This window comes from Flavobacterium sp. RSP15, assembly GCF_003968755.1.
GTDB lineage: Bacteria > Bacteroidota > Bacteroidia > Flavobacteriales > Flavobacteriaceae > Flavobacterium.
The window spans coordinates 145816-161844 of record NZ_RYDL01000001.1 but is presented as its reverse complement, the minus strand read 5'-3'; the positions used below and the strand labels follow the sequence as shown (position 1 = coordinate 161844).

Annotated in this window: 15 protein-coding genes and 1 riboswitch; of the genes, 3 read left to right on the top strand and 12 right to left on the bottom strand. The window is 32.9% G+C overall.

All coding sequences use genetic code 11. The features are described 5' to 3' along the window. Window positions 1-76: 76 nt before the first annotated feature. Window positions 77-631, bottom strand: a complete 555-nt coding sequence (locus tag EKM00_RS00710) for a 1-acyl-sn-glycerol-3-phosphate acyltransferase (RefSeq protein WP_126451564.1) — start codon at window positions 629-631, stop codon at window positions 77-79. A gap of 62 nt (window positions 632-693) precedes the next feature. Between EKM00_RS00710 and EKM00_RS00705 the strand changes: the two genes are divergently transcribed. After that, window positions 694-1359, top strand: a complete 666-nt coding sequence (locus EKM00_RS00705; RefSeq protein WP_126514889.1) for a spermidine synthase — start codon at window positions 694-696, stop codon at window positions 1357-1359. Between the two features lie 13 nt (window positions 1360-1372). Here the strand turns inward: EKM00_RS00705 and kdsB are convergent, their stop codons facing one another. Next, window positions 1373-2110, bottom strand: a complete 738-nt coding sequence (gene kdsB, locus EKM00_RS00700; RefSeq protein ID WP_126514888.1) for a 3-deoxy-manno-octulosonate cytidylyltransferase — start codon at window positions 2108-2110, stop codon at window positions 1373-1375. 372 nt (window positions 2111-2482) lie between these two features. Between kdsB and EKM00_RS00695 the strand changes: the two genes are divergently transcribed. Further along, window positions 2483-4582, top strand: coding sequence for an LTA synthase family protein (locus EKM00_RS00695; protein WP_126514887.1), 2100 nt, complete (start codon window positions 2483-2485; stop codon window positions 4580-4582). A 56-nt stretch (window positions 4583-4638) separates the two neighbouring features. On the opposite strand, the gene EKM00_RS00690 is transcribed toward EKM00_RS00695, so the two are convergent. Next, window positions 4639-5637 carry a zinc dependent phospholipase C family protein gene (locus EKM00_RS00690; RefSeq protein WP_126514886.1) on the bottom strand — a complete coding sequence of 333 codons (999 nt, stop codon included), beginning with the start codon at window positions 5635-5637 and terminating at the stop codon, window positions 4639-4641. 98 nt (window positions 5638-5735) lie between these two features. Here EKM00_RS00690 and EKM00_RS00685 point away from each other — a divergent pair, with 98 nt between their 5' ends. After that, window positions 5736-6485 (top strand): YoaK family protein, encoded by a 750-nt coding sequence (locus EKM00_RS00685; protein ID WP_126451559.1) that lies wholly within the window; start codon window positions 5736-5738, stop codon window positions 6483-6485. Here EKM00_RS00685 and EKM00_RS00680 read toward each other — a convergent pair. The 9 genes from EKM00_RS00680 to EKM00_RS00640 all read right to left on the bottom strand — a co-directional run bounded on the left by EKM00_RS00680 (window position 6469) and on the right by EKM00_RS00640 (window position 15993). Beyond that, on the bottom strand, window positions 6469-7425 hold the full coding sequence (locus EKM00_RS00680) for a YeiH family protein (protein ID WP_126515099.1): 957 nt from the start codon (window positions 7423-7425) through the stop codon (window positions 6469-6471). The genes EKM00_RS00685 and EKM00_RS00680 overlap by 17 nt on opposite strands. Before the next feature lie 96 nt (window positions 7426-7521). After that, entirely contained in the window at window positions 7522-8418 is an 897-nt protein-coding gene (locus EKM00_RS00675) for a LysR family transcriptional regulator (protein WP_126451558.1), read from the bottom strand. Between the two features lie 19 nt (window positions 8419-8437). Next, window positions 8438-10465, bottom strand: coding sequence for a hypothetical protein (locus EKM00_RS00670; RefSeq protein ID WP_126514885.1), 2028 nt, complete (start codon window positions 10463-10465; stop codon window positions 8438-8440). Between the two features lie 101 nt (window positions 10466-10566). Beyond that, window positions 10567-11313 carry a 3-oxoacyl-[acyl-carrier-protein] reductase gene (gene fabG, locus EKM00_RS00665; protein WP_126451556.1) on the bottom strand — a complete coding sequence of 249 codons (747 nt, stop codon included), beginning with the start codon at window positions 11311-11313 and terminating at the stop codon, window positions 10567-10569. A gap of 181 nt (window positions 11314-11494) precedes the next feature. Continuing rightward, window positions 11495-12817, bottom strand: coding sequence for a Na+/H+ antiporter NhaC family protein (locus tag EKM00_RS00660; protein WP_126514884.1), 1323 nt, complete (start codon window positions 12815-12817; stop codon window positions 11495-11497). 54 nt (window positions 12818-12871) lie between these two features. After that, window positions 12872-12968: riboswitch (SAM-I-IV-variant riboswitch) on the bottom strand. Window positions 12969-13094: 126 nt separating this feature from the next. Then, window positions 13095-13517, bottom strand: coding sequence for a hypothetical protein (locus EKM00_RS00655; RefSeq protein WP_126451554.1), 423 nt, complete (start codon window positions 13515-13517; stop codon window positions 13095-13097). A gap of 215 nt (window positions 13518-13732) precedes the next feature. Further along, window positions 13733-14605 (bottom strand): succinate--CoA ligase subunit alpha, encoded by an 873-nt coding sequence (gene sucD, locus EKM00_RS00650; RefSeq protein WP_126451553.1) that lies wholly within the window; start codon window positions 14603-14605, stop codon window positions 13733-13735. A 94-nt stretch (window positions 14606-14699) separates the two neighbouring features. After that, window positions 14700-15062: a nuclear transport factor 2 family protein gene (locus EKM00_RS00645; protein WP_126451552.1), complete on the bottom strand. Its 363-nt coding sequence runs from the start codon at window positions 15060-15062 to the stop codon at window positions 14700-14702. A gap of 1 nt (window position 15063) precedes the next feature. Further along, entirely contained in the window at window positions 15064-15993 is a 930-nt protein-coding gene (locus EKM00_RS00640; protein ID WP_126451551.1) for a UDP-3-O-(3-hydroxymyristoyl)glucosamine N-acyltransferase, read from the bottom strand. Window positions 15994-16029 lie beyond the last annotated feature (36 nt).

Here is a 16029-nt window from a genome sequence, read left to right as displayed (position 1 = left end):
GTATGTTTTAGAGTTTTAATACACTTACGAAAAATCAATTATATTGGTTTTAACATTTTTAAGTTTTTTTTAAGAGTTATTCAAATGAGTATCCCAGTTCTGGAATTTTACCCTTTACTCCAATAAAATGTTTTTTCAAAACGGTTATATCAGCCTCAATATCTCCCGAAGGAAAAACAGGTTTTCCTAAATTAATTTCTTTTTTTCCAAAATCAAATGCAATAGGAATTACAGGAACCTTTGCTTTTAAAGCGATATAATAAAATCCTGTTTTAAGTTCGCTAATTTTTTTACGGGTTCCTTCCGGAGCTACTGCCAGACGAAAAACCTTTTTTCTTTGAAAAATAGCCGCAATAGTATCCACTTTATTCAACCCTCCTGTCCTATCAAGCGGTTCTCCACCCATGTATCGAAAATAAAATCCCAAAGGAAAACGGAATAACTCCTTTTTGCCTACCCAATTCATTTGTAAACCGGTTATTCCTCTGATAAAAATCCCTAAATAAAAATCATGAGCGCTGGTGTGTGGCAGAACCATCATGACACATTTCGTGATATTGGGATCAATACTACCCACTACTTTCCAACTCATTAGTCTGGTAAATATCCATTTGTATAATTTTTTCTTCATTCTTGCTTGCTTTCGTACAAAATAAATAATTAATATCTTATTTTTGGGTAAAACAGTGACTAATGCTAAAAAAAATATTCAGCTACATAATTCCTTTAACTATTTATCAAACCAAATCTGCTTTGAGCAAATCGATTGAGGTGACTTGGACAAATGGGGAACTGGTCATGGATTCGCAAAGCACAAATTATTCCTATGGCAGTTTGCAACGGATTCTGAGGTTAGGCTTAAAAAACATTGGATACAAAAAAATTATGTCCATGGAGCATGTTTTAGTTTTAGGCGTTGCAGGTGGAAGTGTCATCAAAACATTGGTGGAAGAAATAAAATACAAAGGAAAAATTACCGGTGTTGAAATTGATCCTGAAATAATTACAATAGCCAATGCTTATTTTGACTTGAATAAAACAAAAAATCTTACAATTGTAATTGAGGATGCTTTTGTATTTGTGTTAAAAACCCCTACTAAATACGATTTGATTATCATTGATATTTTTCAGGACACTACAATGCCTAATTTCTTATTTGAACCTTTTTTTACCAATAGGGTCTGCTCGCTTTTAAAAAGTCATGGTTTTATTCTTTTTAATACGATGTTATTAGATGAGAATCAAAGTCAAAGAAATAAAAAATATGTGACCGAATTTTACAAAAATCAATTTAAAATTAGAACTATTCCAAGAGTTGAAGTGCATAACGAACTTATTGTTATCGAGAAAATTGCCTAATTAAAACGATTTTTTAGCTTTCAATTTTCAACATTTTCCTTGCTTTTTCTAGATCTTCTGGGGTATCAATACCAATACCAATATGAGTGGTTTCGATCATTTTGATGCGTTTCCCAAATTCAAGATAACGCAATTGCTCCAGTTTTTCAGATGCTTCCAATGATTGCATGGGCAAACTATAAAAATCCAATAACGCCTGTTTTCTAAATGCATAAACACCAATATGTTGCAGGTACCGTGCGCCTACACTTTTGTCTCTAGGATATGGAATAACGGATCGCGAGAAGTATAATGCAAATTCGTTTTGATCCACTACAACTTTTACATTATTGGGATTATTAATATCGGTTTCATTTGTGATTTCGCGCATCAACGAAGCTAAATCTACTTTTTTATCCAAATCATTTCTAAAAACTTCAATCACTTTAGCTAAAGGTTCCGCATCAATAAAAGGTTCATCTCCTTGTACATTAACTACAATATCAACATCAAGATTTTCTATTGCTTCTGCAATTCGATCACTTCCGGATTCGTGTTCTTTGATGCTTCGAATAACGTTTCCTCCGTGAGTACGTATTTCGTCATAAATTAAATCGGAATCAGTTACTACAAATACAGCATCAAATAATTTAGTATTTACAGCTGCTTCATACGTTCTTAAGATTACCGTTTTACCGCCTAAATCCTGCATCAGTTTGGCAGGAAATCGTGTAGAGGCGTATCGTGCGGGAATGACTGCTATTATTTTCATTTTTTTGTTTTTGTTTTTTTATTTGCGTTTAAAACTTTCATAACCACTACAGCTAGGCTCTTTATAGTATAAAACTACTCCATTATCCTAATCCAGTCTTCCTAACAGGCTACTAAGTTAGTCTGTTTTTATGAATTAGGAAAACGGTACTACAATCTCAGTGCTTAATTGTAGTGTGTTCTTTTTCAATAAACAACTAATCTTTTCCTCTTAAATCTCCAATTTTTAAAGCATTTTATTCTGAAATTGGGTGTTTTGTCACAATAAAAAAATTTAAAATAATTACATTATAAACGGAATCTAAATCTGAAATTTAAGTGAATCTTAAAATAAAAGTGCACTAATAAACTCTATATTTGTTCAAAAAAATCTATGGAGGTTATAAAAAAGGTTTCGCCATTCTTATATTTAGTGGCGTTTTACGTTAGTATAAGTTTTATTTTAAGAATTATACTTTTTTTTCATCCCATCACACAAGCCTCATTTACTTGGATTGATACGTTAAACTTATTTATATTTGGATTTTTATCTGATTTTTTTGTTTTTGTTTTGGTCAGTGGCTTTTTGTGGCTCTATCTTATTTTCATCTCCAACACAAAATACTTTAAACCTTACGGGTACATTATTTTTGGATTATTAGTAGCCTTATTACTTTATGTATCATTTGGAAACACGATACTCAACGAATATGGCAGTGCTTTGCCAAAAATTGCAACAGCTTTTATTTCCATAAAAGCAATTTTATTTGGATTATTACTTTTTTTACCAAAATACCGAAACCAAATCAGGTACTGGTTATTTTCCTTCGTCATCTTCTTATATGTTGTTTTAATTTTACAAAATGGAATCAGTGAATACTTTTTTTGGAATGAATTTGGGGTCAAATACAATTTTATCGCAGTAAATTATCTAGTGTATACTAATGAAGTGATAGGTAATATTATGCAGTCTTATCCTGTGATTCCCTTATTTTCTGCACTATTTATTTGTGCAGGATTAGTCACTTATTTTATTGTAAAGAAATCAAAAAACTATATTGAAAGCATTCCCTCTTTTGTACAAAAAATCAAAATTTCAGGAATTTACCTGCTTTTCTTCGCACTTTCATTATTGGCAATTCCCGCTTTATCGACTAAAGAAAATTCTCAAAATATGTTTGCCAATGAATTGCAAGCCAATGGGCTCTATAAATTTTATGTTGCATTTATGAAAAGTGAATTGGATTATTTTAAATTCTATAGAACAGTTCCTAACAGTGAAGCCTTTGCCCAATTAAAACAACAAATTTCTTCTATTTCAGGAGAATCAACTTGGAGAAAAATAAAGAATGAAGCTCCCGAGAATCATAAAAATGTAGTTTTGATCACTATTGAAAGTTACAGTGCGGAGTTTATGAAAATGTATGGAAACGAGAAGAATATCACTCCGTTTTTAGACAGTCTGGCCACTAAAAGTTTAGTATTTACAAATCTCTATGCCGTGGGAAACAGAACAGTTCGCGGTCTTGAAGCTGTTACTTTGTGTTTTCCCCCTACTCCCGGCGAAAGTGTTATAAAAAGGAAAGACAATAAAAATAAATTCTCTACCGGAACGCTCTTTAAACAAAAAGGCTATACTGTAAAATTCATGTATGGCGGCGATTCCTTTTTTGATAATATGGGCGATTTCTTTTCAGGAAATGGATATGAAATTGTGGACAAAAAAACATTTGAACCCAACGAAATCACCTTTGCTAATATTTGGGGCGTTTGCGATGAGGATATGTATAACAAAGCGATCAAGGAAATGAACAAAGAAGCAGCCGCAAATAAACCGTTTTTTAATCACATTATGACCGTGAGCAATCACAGACCATTTACTTATCCAAATGGGAAAATTGACATTCCCGGAGATGCAAAATCTCGTGACGGCGGTGTAAAATACACAGATTATTCCCTAAAAAAATTCTTTGAAATGGCCAAAAGACAACCATGGTTTACCAATACCGTTTTTGTTATTATTGCCGATCATTGTGCTTCGAGTGCAGGAAAAACAGAACTTCCGGCAGATAAATACAGAATTCCAGCAATGATTTACAGTCCAGAATTAGTTGAACCAAGAAAATACAATAATCTCATGTCACAAATTGATATTATGCCAACAGTTTTTGGGTTATTAAATTTTGATTACCAAAGTAAATTCTTTGGTCAGAATGTTTTAAAACCGGACTATAAACCAAGAGCTTTGATAGCTACTTATCAGGATTTAGGATTGATTAAAGACAATGTGTTGACAATTATTTCACCCAAAAAAACCGTCAAACAATTTCGATTAACTTTGAAACCCAATCAAAAAGTAGCTTCTGATTTTCAAATATTTTATGATCAAATACCGCTCACAAAAGAAAGAACGGATTTAGTAAACGAAACGATTTCGTATTATCAAACTGCCTCGGATATGTTGAAAAAAAAGAAATATCAAAAAATTAATTAGCATAAGAAAACGGGTGAAATTGACGTCTCACCCGTTTTTTATTTGGAAATATATCGTTACTCTTTTTCGTTTGTTAAACCAAAAAGATTTCCTTTTTCAAAAGTTTTCAAATCCTTTTTTAAAGTTTTGCTATTGCGCTTTGTAAGTTCGGCAGTATCAAGAGTACTTAAATCTGGTTTTCCGGCATTAACCCAAGCCGTGTACCAAAAACTTGCAGTGGCTGTAATGGCTTTTTTCATTTGTTGTTCAACCATTCCGTTCAACTCCGTGTGCAATTTAGCAGCATATTCATCCGAATATAAAATTCCTCCGTATTTATTCTTGACAACATTTCCAGCGGCATCCGTTACATACATCATATTTTCAGCAGTTGAAGTTCTTAGTTTTTTATCGGCAGCCAACAAAGGTTCCACTAGACTATGCGTATCCAAAATGATATCCCAAGTCGCTTTTTCTACGTTTTCAAGATACACTCCTTGAGGAACGTTAAATTTATAATCTTTTACAAATAACTCCGGTAAACGACTTTCCCATAACGAGTGAATTCCTTTTTGGTTGGTGTTTTGTCCATCATGATTGTCCGATGTATGCAACGGCATATGCGCATCAGCTAAATAATGACCTAAATCCCCCGCAATAAAAAGAATTTCATTTTTTCTTTTATCCTTGAACGCTTTAGTCAATTTGACCATCATATCCTGAATATACCACGGTAAAATTCCGTTTTTAGTCAAAAACTTCTCATCGTACTTCAGCTTCGCTTCTTCCATAGTTTTAGGAAACGTTTCCACAGCTCCAAAATTCTCCATATCAAAATAATGACGGGGCGGCTCTGCTTTATCATTCAAAACATTTCTTCTCAAATCCGGAACAGTAGATTCTTGGGTAATGAAATCAATGTGATTGTAAAAAAAGGTCTGCAATGGTTTTGGAAGTGCCATTACCGCCGCTCTATTGATTCGTTCATGACCAATAACGCCCCACGACAAAAGAAAAAGTGCAGCTCCAAGAGCAGATAAAGTGATAAGCGTAGGTCTAATTTTAAAATTTTTCATTAAATTTATTTTTTTGAAGTACAAATGTATTTCTTTAAATCGTTATTAGAAAAAATTGAGTTTAAGATTCTGTTAATTAAAACAAGAAAAGTACAACTATGTTTCGACATCAAGGAAAAAATAGAACTTTTATTCATAACCTGCGTTTAGCCACTTTACTATCTTTTGTTGCCGGAATTGTAAATGTTACTGGAGTTTTATCCGTACACACGTTGACCACAAATGTTACGGGACATTTTGCCTATTTTGCCGAAGAAATAATGAAACAGAATTATATAGCTGCTATTACCTTTTTTGTATTTACTATTTTCTTCTTGTTGGGCGCTTTTACCTCTAATTTTTTGGCAGAATTAATTTCTAAAAAACATCCTGATTTATCTCATGTTATTCCTATTTCACTGGAAATGATTATTTTGATTGGTATTGGTATTTTTGGACTAGCGTCTGAATTATCCAGCATTGAAGGAAAATGGATTGCTTTTTCGATGCTTTTTGCCATGGGAATACAAAACTCTTTGGTAACAAAAATATCTCAATCTACGGTTAGAACAACCCATTTAACGGGGCTTTTTACTGATTTGGGAATCGAACTGTCACAATTGTTTTTTTATAAAAAACCAGAAGAAAATAAAAAATTAAAGATTAGTATTTATTTGAGATTGTCTATTATTATATTCTTTTTCATGGGCTGTATTTTAGGTGGTTTTTTGTATAATTTACTAGGCATGAAAACACTTTTTGTTGCCGCAACCTTTTTATTGTTTGCACTTTTGTATGATTATATCAGATTACAATTTCATGTGATCAAACGAAAAACCTTCCGTCATAAAACTATTTTAAATAAATAATTGAAATTAAAGTTGCAACTGCAATGAATGTCCAAAGCAAAACTCCCTGCACAAGCGGTTTTAATCCTACTGATTTCAATACATTCCTATTTAATCCGGTACCAATTAAAAACAAAGTTACCGTCAGGCCTATTTTGGCAAATGAAACTAAATGTGGTCCTGCACTCTTCATTTGTGGCAGATAGGTATTGGCGATCATTGCCAAAATAAACAATCCTATAAAATACGGAATTTTTATTTTTCCGGATTTATTTTTGAAAATAAATGCGGTAATCAATGCTACAGGAATAATCCACAACGCACGTGCTAATTTTACTGCTGTGGCTATTTGCATGGCTTCAGGACCAAATTTACTCGCTGCTCCTATCACAGAACTCGTATCATGAATAGCAATGGCGCACCATAATCCAAACTCTTTTTGCGATAAATCCAGCCAATGACCTACTGCAGGAAATAAAAACAGTGCTACCGAATTCAAAATAAATATCACTCCTAAAGCAACTGAGGTTTGTTTTTCATTCGATTGGATTACGGGAGCGATAGCGGCAATAGCACTTCCTCCACAAATTGCAGTTCCACAAGAAATTAAATGAGATGTTTTTGTGTCCGTTTTAAACCATTTTCCTAAATAAGTTCCTAAAACTACAGTGCTCACAATAGAAGCAATTGTAAAAAAAAATCCCTCTTTTCCAACAGAAATAGCATTGTCAACATTCATTCCAAATCCTAAACCAACTACCGAAAACTGCAACAGATAATTAGTGGCTTTATGATTCAATTCTAAAAAAGGATGTCCAAAAAGGTTAGCAACAATCAATCCTAGTACCAAAGCAAAAGGCGGAGAAATAAAAATTGTGGTGCATAACAAAAGCAATGCAACGAAAATGAGTTGCTGCAATTTGGCATTTAGTTTAAAAAAAATAAAAGATTCCTTCTGAATTGCTTTTCGATTCGTTTCCAATGTAAAGTTGTTGAATTAATACAGTACAAAGGTGAAACGATAAAACTATTTATGCCAATCGCAAATTATAATCTGCTATAACTTTAAATTATAATAATTGGAAATATTCTGGATAAACAAATCGGATAATGAATCTGTTTTTCCTTGTAGCGTAATAATATAAAAGTATCGTTCTATAATCAGGTCTTCAATATCTAATATAGCCAATTCATTGTTTTTAAGTTCTTTTTTGATGGCATGAATCGATATAAAAGCGACACAATCCGAGTGCATTAAATAGGATTTTATACTTTCCGTACTTCCCAATTGCATTTCAATTTGTAGTTCGGATATTTTAATGTCAAATGGTTTCAACGCATGTTCAATTACTTCAAGTGTTCCTGAACCTTGTTCTCGCATTAAAAAATGCATCTTTTTAAGATCATCCTGAGTCACTTCATCACGATTTACTAATGGATTGGTACTCTTACACACCAAAACCAATTCATCTTTTAAAAACTCGGTATATTTAATAGATTTATTTTTAGATTGTCCTTCAACAATTCCTATTTCAATTTCTTTTTTTAATAGAGCGTTTTCTATTTGTTCCGTGTTTCCATTGAGTAAACTCACTTTTATATCTTCCAATTTTTGATGGAAACGAGCTAAAAGTGGCGGAATTATATACTGAGAAATTGTAGTACTGGCACCTAATTGCAACAATCCGGAACGTTGATTAATCAGCGTGCTCATGTCAAAATTAATTTCGCGATACACTTCAAAAATGTTTTTAGTGTGTTTCAATAATACTTCTCCAGCAGTTGTCAATGCTATTTTAGATCCATTTCTGTCAAACAGTTTGATTTTATAATCCTCTTCTAATTCCTTAATGTGTTTGGAAATCGCAGGTTGTGAAATAAACAATTCGGTTGCCGCTTTTGTAAAACTCAACCGATTGGCAACAGTATAAAATACTTTCAGTCTAAAATCCATGTTGTTTAATTTTGTTTTATTAAAGTAATCCGTTGTGTTTTCGAACAAACCATTCGGTTGTCAGTAAAATTGAAATTAAAACCAATAACCACATCCAATCTATCAAAGGAGTTTTGGTAACACTACTCTTTTGTATCGTCTTGTATTCTTCATTTTCTAAAAGCGTTTTAATCAATACGTCTACTTGATCTGAAAAATACGCTTTTCCTTGTGTTTGCCCAGCTAATTGCGCCAATTTCTCCACGTCTGGATTAACAAATTGTTTTTCAATATCAAAATCAAGAATTTCAAAACTATTGGAATACGTAGTTTTAGAATTTAATTCTTTTACCGTAAAAGTATAAGAACCCGCTTTCAATCCGTCAAGATTAACTTTATAGGAATTACTCTCTTTCAATAAATCGTAATTTTTCGTTTGCTTGGTTTGGGTATTTTTTACCGCTATAGTCAAACGGGCTTTTTCATCAAACTCATAATTTTTATTGAAATATTGTGCCGTTATTTCAATGGCTTCACCGGAATTATAAAAACTTTCATGTTCAACAACCAATGATTTTTTAGAATTATTAGAAGCCAAAAATTGAATAATCTTATCCATGAAAGTGTCATATTTTTCAAAAGATTGATTACTTACATGTGTTTGCAAGCGCCATTTCCAACTATTTTCACCCAAAAGATAAGTGGCTCGCCTGCCTTGATTTTCTGCAAAAACCAGTAAAGGCGCATTCGTATCTATTGTTCTGATTTTAGATGAAAGCAAAACTGACACAACTCCTTTTGTAGTTACGGTTCCAAAAGCGTTTTGCAAAGGCGGTAAATCTTCAAACCCAATATTGTCCGCTGCAAACAAATTAAATTGCGCATTAAAAACCGACAAATAGTCTTCTTTTTGTCCGCTCATTTTAAAACTTAAATTATCCTGTTGCTGATTCAAAAAATTGAAATTAGTGTTGTTTCCAGTAATAATAAATGTATTAATTCCGGCAACTTTATTACTTTCAAAAATAGTTTTGAATTCAGTCGTTGGTTGGTATAAAATCAAAACATTATAATCTTGTAATGTTTTGATTTCATTTGGTTTAATAATTATTACTTTACGCTGTACATTCGATTCAATAGCTCTTTTCATAGCCCCTAAATCGGGATGATTTATAGCTGAAATTATGGCAATATTTGTTTTTTGATCAATAACTTCAACTGCAAAATTCTTGGTGTTGTTATATGTGTTTTTTTCTTTTTCTTTTGATGAAATTGTAACTTTAAAAACCTGTAATCCTATTTTATCAGCCGGCAAAAGTACGGGTACAGTTGCTGTCTTCTTGGATGGTGATAAGGTAATGGATTGTGTACTGAATACTGAATTTCCTTGTGAAATAACAAAATCCGCTTTTATACTTTTAGTTCCTGAATACTGCAAAAAAACCTCTACAGGAAATTTATTCTTATGAAAAGCATATTTATTAACGTTCACTTGATTGATTTTTAAGTCAAATAATTTTGTCGTGTCGCCTAATATTACCGGATAAACTTTATTTAATGGGTCAAAACTAAATACATAATCATTACCTGAAGTCTGGTTTCCATCTGTGATTAAAACTGTTGGATATACGGTGTTTTTATAAATGCTTTTTAGATTTTTGGCTACAACATCGATATTGGTTTGAGTTCCTTTAAAATCAAATGTTTCCGTAGGTTCAAAATCATCTGAAAACTGATACAATTGCACATCGAATTTCTCTTGTAAGTCTGAATTTGATTGTATTTTTTTATATAATTCTAATGCTTTCTCATTGGCATTCAAAAAAGAAATAGAACTGGAATTATCAACAACAATCGGCAAAGGCGTTTTTACCGTTTCGAAGGTATTTTTGGTTAGTATTGGATTAATCAACAACATTAAAATTCCAAAAATGGATAAAAAACGTAAAAAAGCCAAAAACCAATCGACTTTCGATTTGTTTTTGGCATTGTAGATATATTGAAAAAATGACAAACCACCAGCTATTAGTAATGAAAGCAATAATAATAGTAGCGTGTTTGTTGTCATTTATTCTTTATTAAAAGATTTGAAGAATTTAATGATTAAAAAATTAATTATGTAGTTCAAAAATCTTTAAATTTTTGAATTTTTAATCTTTTAATTAAATTTTAAGTAAGCATTCCGCCACAAACATTCATAACCTGTCCGGTTATATATGCACTCATATCTGAAGCAAAGAAAAGGCACGCATTGGCAACGTCTTCAGTTGTTCCGCCACGTTTTAACGGAATTCCATCTCTCCATCCTTTTACAACATCTTCGTTTAATTTAGCCGTCATTTCCGTTTCTATAAATCCCGGAGCAATTACATTACAACGAATGTTACGAGATCCTAATTCCAATGCTACAGATTTCGAAAAACCAATAACTCCCGCTTTAGAAGCCGCATAATTCGTTTGTCCTGCATTTCCTTTCACTCCTACTACTGAACTCATATTGATAATTGAACCCGAACGTTGTTTCAGGAAAGTACGCTGAATGGCTTTAGTCATATTAAAAACCGATTTCAGGTTAACATCAATAACTTGATCAAAATCACCTTCAGACATTCGCATCAATAGGTTGTCTTTAGTAATTCCGGCATTGTTTATTAGAATATCGACTGTTCCGAATTCAGCTAAAACCGCATCTACAAGAGTTTGTGCTTCATTAAAATCAGCTGCATTTGATTGATATCCTTTGGCTTTAATCCCTAAAGCGTTCAATTCATTTTCCAAAGCCAAAGCTGATTCAACAGATGAACTATACGTAAAGGCAACGTTTGCACCGTGTTTTGCAAAAATTTCCGCAATTCCTTTTCCAATTCCGCGACTCGCACCAGTAATTATGGCAACTTTTCCTTCTAGTAATTTCATATTCAAAAATTAGTTTAAATTTTATTTGGAGCTATTCCTGCTATCCGCTTCAATCTTTTATGACCGCTATCGCTCACATAAAAGGATTTCCACTACTATCAGGGCTATCTTACAATGGTCAAATATATAATATTTCCCTTTTTAAAAAAAATTCAAAAGCAATAACAGTCAAATTCAACTCTTAAATTTTAAAGAAACGCTTAGTCCATTTGTCCCAAAACGAACTGTAAATAGCCACTAATGTGAAAATTAATAAAAACAAATGATACCAGGCATTACTAATTAAATCAAAGAAATTTAAGCTACCATTGGCATAACTCAATATAAGTAATATTTGAGCGCCATAAGGTAAGATCCCCTGAATTACACACGAAAAAATATCCAGAATTGCTGCTGTTTTTTTTGGATTTAAATTGTATTCATCATTAATTTCTTTGGCAATAGGTCCCGTAATTACAATAGAAACAGTATTATTGGCGATAGCCAAATTAGCAAATCCAACTATAGCGCCAATTCCGGCCTGTGCTGATTTTTTGTTTTTAATTCTTTTTTTTATTTGGACTAATAAATATGTTATTCCGCCCGCTTTATCTACCATCGCAGCTAAACCTCCCGTAAGCATTGACAATAAAAAAATATCTGTCATGCTGGTAAATCCCTCATATATTTTTTGAGTGAACTCCATGAGCGTAAATAAACCACTAAAATATCCAATAATACCAGCTAATAAAGTACCGATAAGCAATGTTGAAAAAACATTAACACCCACAACCGCCAATACTATTACTAAAATATAGGGTACAATCGCGATCCAGGAAAAATTATTTTTTGCAATGGCAACGGTAATAATATCCGAGTTTAAACCAAGATAAAAGAAAACCAAAATAGTCAAAACCGCAGCCGGAAAGGCAATAAACAAGTTAATTTTGAACTTGTCTTTTAAATCACACCCTAATGATTGTGTAGCGGCAATTGTAGTGTCAGAAATCATGGAAAGATTATCACCTAGCATAGAACCACCTAAAAGAGCGCCAGCTATGAGCGGTAATGAAGCACCACTTTTATCAGCTAATGCCACTGCGATCGGGCCAATCGCTACGATTGCACCTACTGATGTACCTGTAGCAGTTGATAAAAAAGAAGATATCAAGAAAATTCCTAATGGAAAATAAGCAACGTCAATGGTATTTATTCCAAGATTCACAACAGCATCTACCCCGCCCATGGCTTTACTTACCACAGCAAAAGCTCCCGCCAGCAAATATATTAAGCACATCGTTATGATTTTACTCTCACCACACCCTGCAATTAATGTAGCCACCTTATCCTCAGTTGAAGATTTAAACAATAAAAAAGCAGCAATGATACCAACTAAAACAGCTACTGGCGATGGAAAAGCATAAAAATCATTTAGAATAATTCCCGCTCCCAAAAAAGTAAAAATAAAAACAAATAAAGGAATTAATGCAAAGGCATTTCCTTTGTCTTTTGAAAATAAAGTCATAAAAATAATTTAAAATTAAAAATTACGACGAAAAACAAAGCTAAAAATGGGAATGTAGACAACATTTTTTCCAAAGGATTTGGCTTATCGTTTTAGCACCTTGCTTGTTGCTGCAGGTTGCTATCCTATTGAAGGATTCGTGATAACGGATGCAAAAGTAATTAATTATTTATGAAATATTTTGAATTTTACTCTAAAAAATAATAAAACAAAAAAAACGCCACATAAAAATGTGACGCAATTATAAGTAAGATATTGAAAAACAGTCTTTAAATAATTAAAAAGCTACATTCCATTTTGGCAATCTTCCATTTTCGTCTAGGAAGTTTTGTAAAACTTGTCCTTCTATGAATGTTGGAATCACTTTAGTTTTATCGTTGAATGTCTCATACCAAACCACTTCTAGCGTGCTGATCTCTTCAATTTTCATTTGCGCTGGCCAAGAATATTTTCTTCCTGTTTTAGCAAATTGGTGTCCTTCAACAATCTTTTCTTTTAGACCTCCATTTTTGATTTTCAAAGTTCCGTTATTTTGGACAGTTCCGGTAGAACCCACCATAATCAACTCTTTCTCTTCTGCTACGGCATATACTAAAAATATTCCAGATCCTTCTGAAGCATTACAAACTTCGGCTAAACTATCTTCTGTAGTGAATGAAAACTGATTGGTAACTTTGAATTTTTTTAACTCTTTATACATTTTTTTTATTTTAATTTGAATTGGCTTCAGCAAAAAAATACCCAGCAATACCGCGAAGTCCATTAGAAACCATTCGTTTATGTTTACTTTTATTAGGATTACATCTGAAAAACAGATTTATTTACTAAAGTGCAAAGATATTTCTTTAATTGAATTTATAATAAAAAAAGCCCCACAAAATGCGAGGCTTTTATAATATTTAGTTAGAGTTTAGATTAACCTAAAACTTCTTTTACTTTTTTACCAATTTCAGCTGGAGAATCTACTACGTGAATACCACATTCTCTCATGATTTGCTTCTTTGCTTCAGCAGTATCGTCAGACCCACCTACGATTGCACCTGCATGTCCCATTGTGCGTCCCACTGGAGCGGTAACTCCTGCAATGAATCCTACAACTGGTTTACGATTACCATCAGCTTTGATCCAGTGAGCTGCATCAGCTTCTAATTGTCCGCCAATTTCACCTATCATTACAATACATTCTGTTTCAGGATCGTTCATCAATAATTCAACAGCTTCTTTTGTTGTAGTTCCAATAATTGGGTCTCCACCAATACCAATAGCAGTAGTAATTCCCAATCCTTGTTTAACTACTTGATCTGCTGCTTCATAGGTTAATGTTCCCGATTTAGAAACAATACCAACAGTTCCTTTTTTGAAAACGAAACCTGGCATAATGCCAACTTTAGCTTCACCCGGAGTAATTATTCCTGGGCAGTTAGGTCCTATTAGACGAGCATTTCTTTCTTTTACGTAACTATTTGCTTTTATCATGTCAGCAACAGGTATTCCTTCAGTAATTGCAATAATTACTTTTATACCTGCATCTGCAGCTTCCATTATTGCATCAGCAGCAAAAGCCGGTGGAACAAAAATGATAGTTGTATCAGCTCCTGCTTGTTCTACAGCATCTTTTACAGTATTGAAAACGGGTCTGTCTAAGTGAGTTGTCCCTCCTTTTCCTGGAGTTACACCACCAACAACGTTAGTACCGTACTCAATCATTTGAGAAGCATGGAAAGTTCCTTCACTTCCTGTAAAACCTTGAACAATTATTTTGGAATCTTTATTAACTAAAACACTCATGATATATTTTTTATGTAGTTTTTAAAATTGTTATGCAAAAGTATAAAATAGTAAGCAGTAATCAGTGTTCAGTGTTCAGTTTTTTGACACTAAATTAGGATAATTGACTCATTTGATACCCTCTGTATAATTTATTGTCTTTTATTTCCCAAATAGCTATAAAATGTGCTAATAACATCTCTTCTCTAGGATTTTCAATTGTTTTGACAAAATGAGAATAGCGCACGGAAATTAAATTATTTTCACCAATAATATGGCTTATTCGAACTTTAGAACGAACATACGCTTTGCTTAAATCATTAGATAAATTTAATAAAGAATTATAATCCAACTGAATGAATCCTTTGCTGCTATTCCATTCTACTATTACTTCCGGGTGCAAATAATCTTTGATGACTTCGCTGTCAATTAAAGCATCTGATTTATAAAATTGTTGAACGATTTCTTTTGCAGACATATTATTTTAGTTTAGTAAGAATTTCTGGTATCTTTTTAATATTGGCCAGTTGCTTCAATTTTTCTCTTGATTCCTCAATTGGCGTTCCAAAATAGGATTTACCTCCCTCTACCGATTTTGTAACTCCGGTTTGCCCTAGAATAACAGCCTTTGCTCCTATTGTGATTCCGCTGGTAGTTCCTACTTGCCCCCATATTGTAACTTCATCTTCTATAATAACGCATCCGGCAATTCCGGTTTGTGAAGCAATTAAACATTTTTTCCCAATCACGGTGTCATGACCTACATGCACCTGATTATCAATTTTTGTGCCTTCACCAATAATAGTGTCGCCAGTAACACCTTTGTCAATTGTACAAAGCGCTCCAATTCCCACATTGTCTTTGATAACCACTCTTCCACCGGAAAGTAATTGATCGTATCCTTCAGGACGTTTTTTATAATAAAAAGCATCGGCACCCAAAATTGTTCCTGCGTGAATGATTACATTATCACCAATTACGGTATAATCATAAATAGAAACATTAGAATGTATCACACAATTTTCTCCAATAACAACATGATTTCCAATAAATGTATTGGGCTGTATTACAGTTCCTTCACCTATTGAAGCTGAAGCAGGGATTGATACATTTGAGTGCTGAAAAGGTCTAAAGTGTTTTGTTAATCTGTTGAAATCCCTAAACGGATCATCAGAAATCAGTAATGCTTTTCCATCAGGACAAGCTACATTTTTATTAATTAAAACTATAGTTGCCGCTGAGTTTAACGCTTTATCATAATACTTAGGGTGATCTACAAAAACAATATCTCCAGATTCAACAACATGTATTTCATTCATTCCAGTCACTGGAAAATTTTTATCACCAACATATTCACAGCCGATGATATTTGCAATTGCTTCTAAAGAGTAAACTTTTTGGAATTTCATTTATTATTTAGTATTGAGTGTTCAGTGTCCAGTGTC

What these genes read in the sequence shown, in the direction of transcription:
- EKM00_RS00710 (WP_126451564.1), bottom strand. Translation starts at nt 631, where the DNA reads ATGAAGAAAAAATTATACAAATGGATATTTACCAGACTAATGAGTTGG.
- EKM00_RS00705 (WP_126514889.1), top strand. Translation starts at nt 694, where the DNA reads ATGCTAAAAAAAATATTCAGCTACATAATTCCTTTAACTATTTATCAA.
- kdsB (WP_126514888.1), bottom strand. Translation starts at nt 2,110, where the DNA reads ATGAAAATAATAGCAGTCATTCCCGCACGATACGCCTCTACACGATTT.
- EKM00_RS00695 (WP_126514887.1), top strand. Translation starts at nt 2,483, where the DNA reads ATGGAGGTTATAAAAAAGGTTTCGCCATTCTTATATTTAGTGGCGTTT.
- EKM00_RS00690 (WP_126514886.1), bottom strand. Translation starts at nt 5,637, where the DNA reads ATGAAAAATTTTAAAATTAGACCTACGCTTATCACTTTATCTGCTCTT.
- EKM00_RS00685 (WP_126451559.1), top strand. Translation starts at nt 5,736, where the DNA reads ATGTTTCGACATCAAGGAAAAAATAGAACTTTTATTCATAACCTGCGT.
- EKM00_RS00675 (WP_126451558.1), bottom strand. Translation starts at nt 8,418, where the DNA reads ATGGATTTTAGACTGAAAGTATTTTATACTGTTGCCAATCGGTTGAGT.
- EKM00_RS00670 (WP_126514885.1), bottom strand. Translation starts at nt 10,465, where the DNA reads ATGACAACAAACACGCTACTATTATTATTGCTTTCATTACTAATAGCT.
- fabG (WP_126451556.1), bottom strand. Translation starts at nt 11,313, where the DNA reads ATGAAATTACTAGAAGGAAAAGTTGCCATAATTACTGGTGCGAGTCGC.
- EKM00_RS00660 (WP_126514884.1), bottom strand. Translation starts at nt 12,817, where the DNA reads ATGACTTTATTTTCAAAAGACAAAGGAAATGCCTTTGCATTAATTCCT.
- EKM00_RS00655 (WP_126451554.1), bottom strand. Translation starts at nt 13,517, where the DNA reads ATGTATAAAGAGTTAAAAAAATTCAAAGTTACCAATCAGTTTTCATTC.
- sucD (WP_126451553.1), bottom strand. Translation starts at nt 14,605, where the DNA reads ATGAGTGTTTTAGTTAATAAAGATTCCAAAATAATTGTTCAAGGTTTT.
- EKM00_RS00645 (WP_126451552.1), bottom strand. Translation starts at nt 15,062, where the DNA reads ATGTCTGCAAAAGAAATCGTTCAACAATTTTATAAATCAGATGCTTTA.
- EKM00_RS00640 (WP_126451551.1), bottom strand. Translation starts at nt 15,993, where the DNA reads ATGAAATTCCAAAAAGTTTACTCTTTAGAAGCAATTGCAAATATCATC.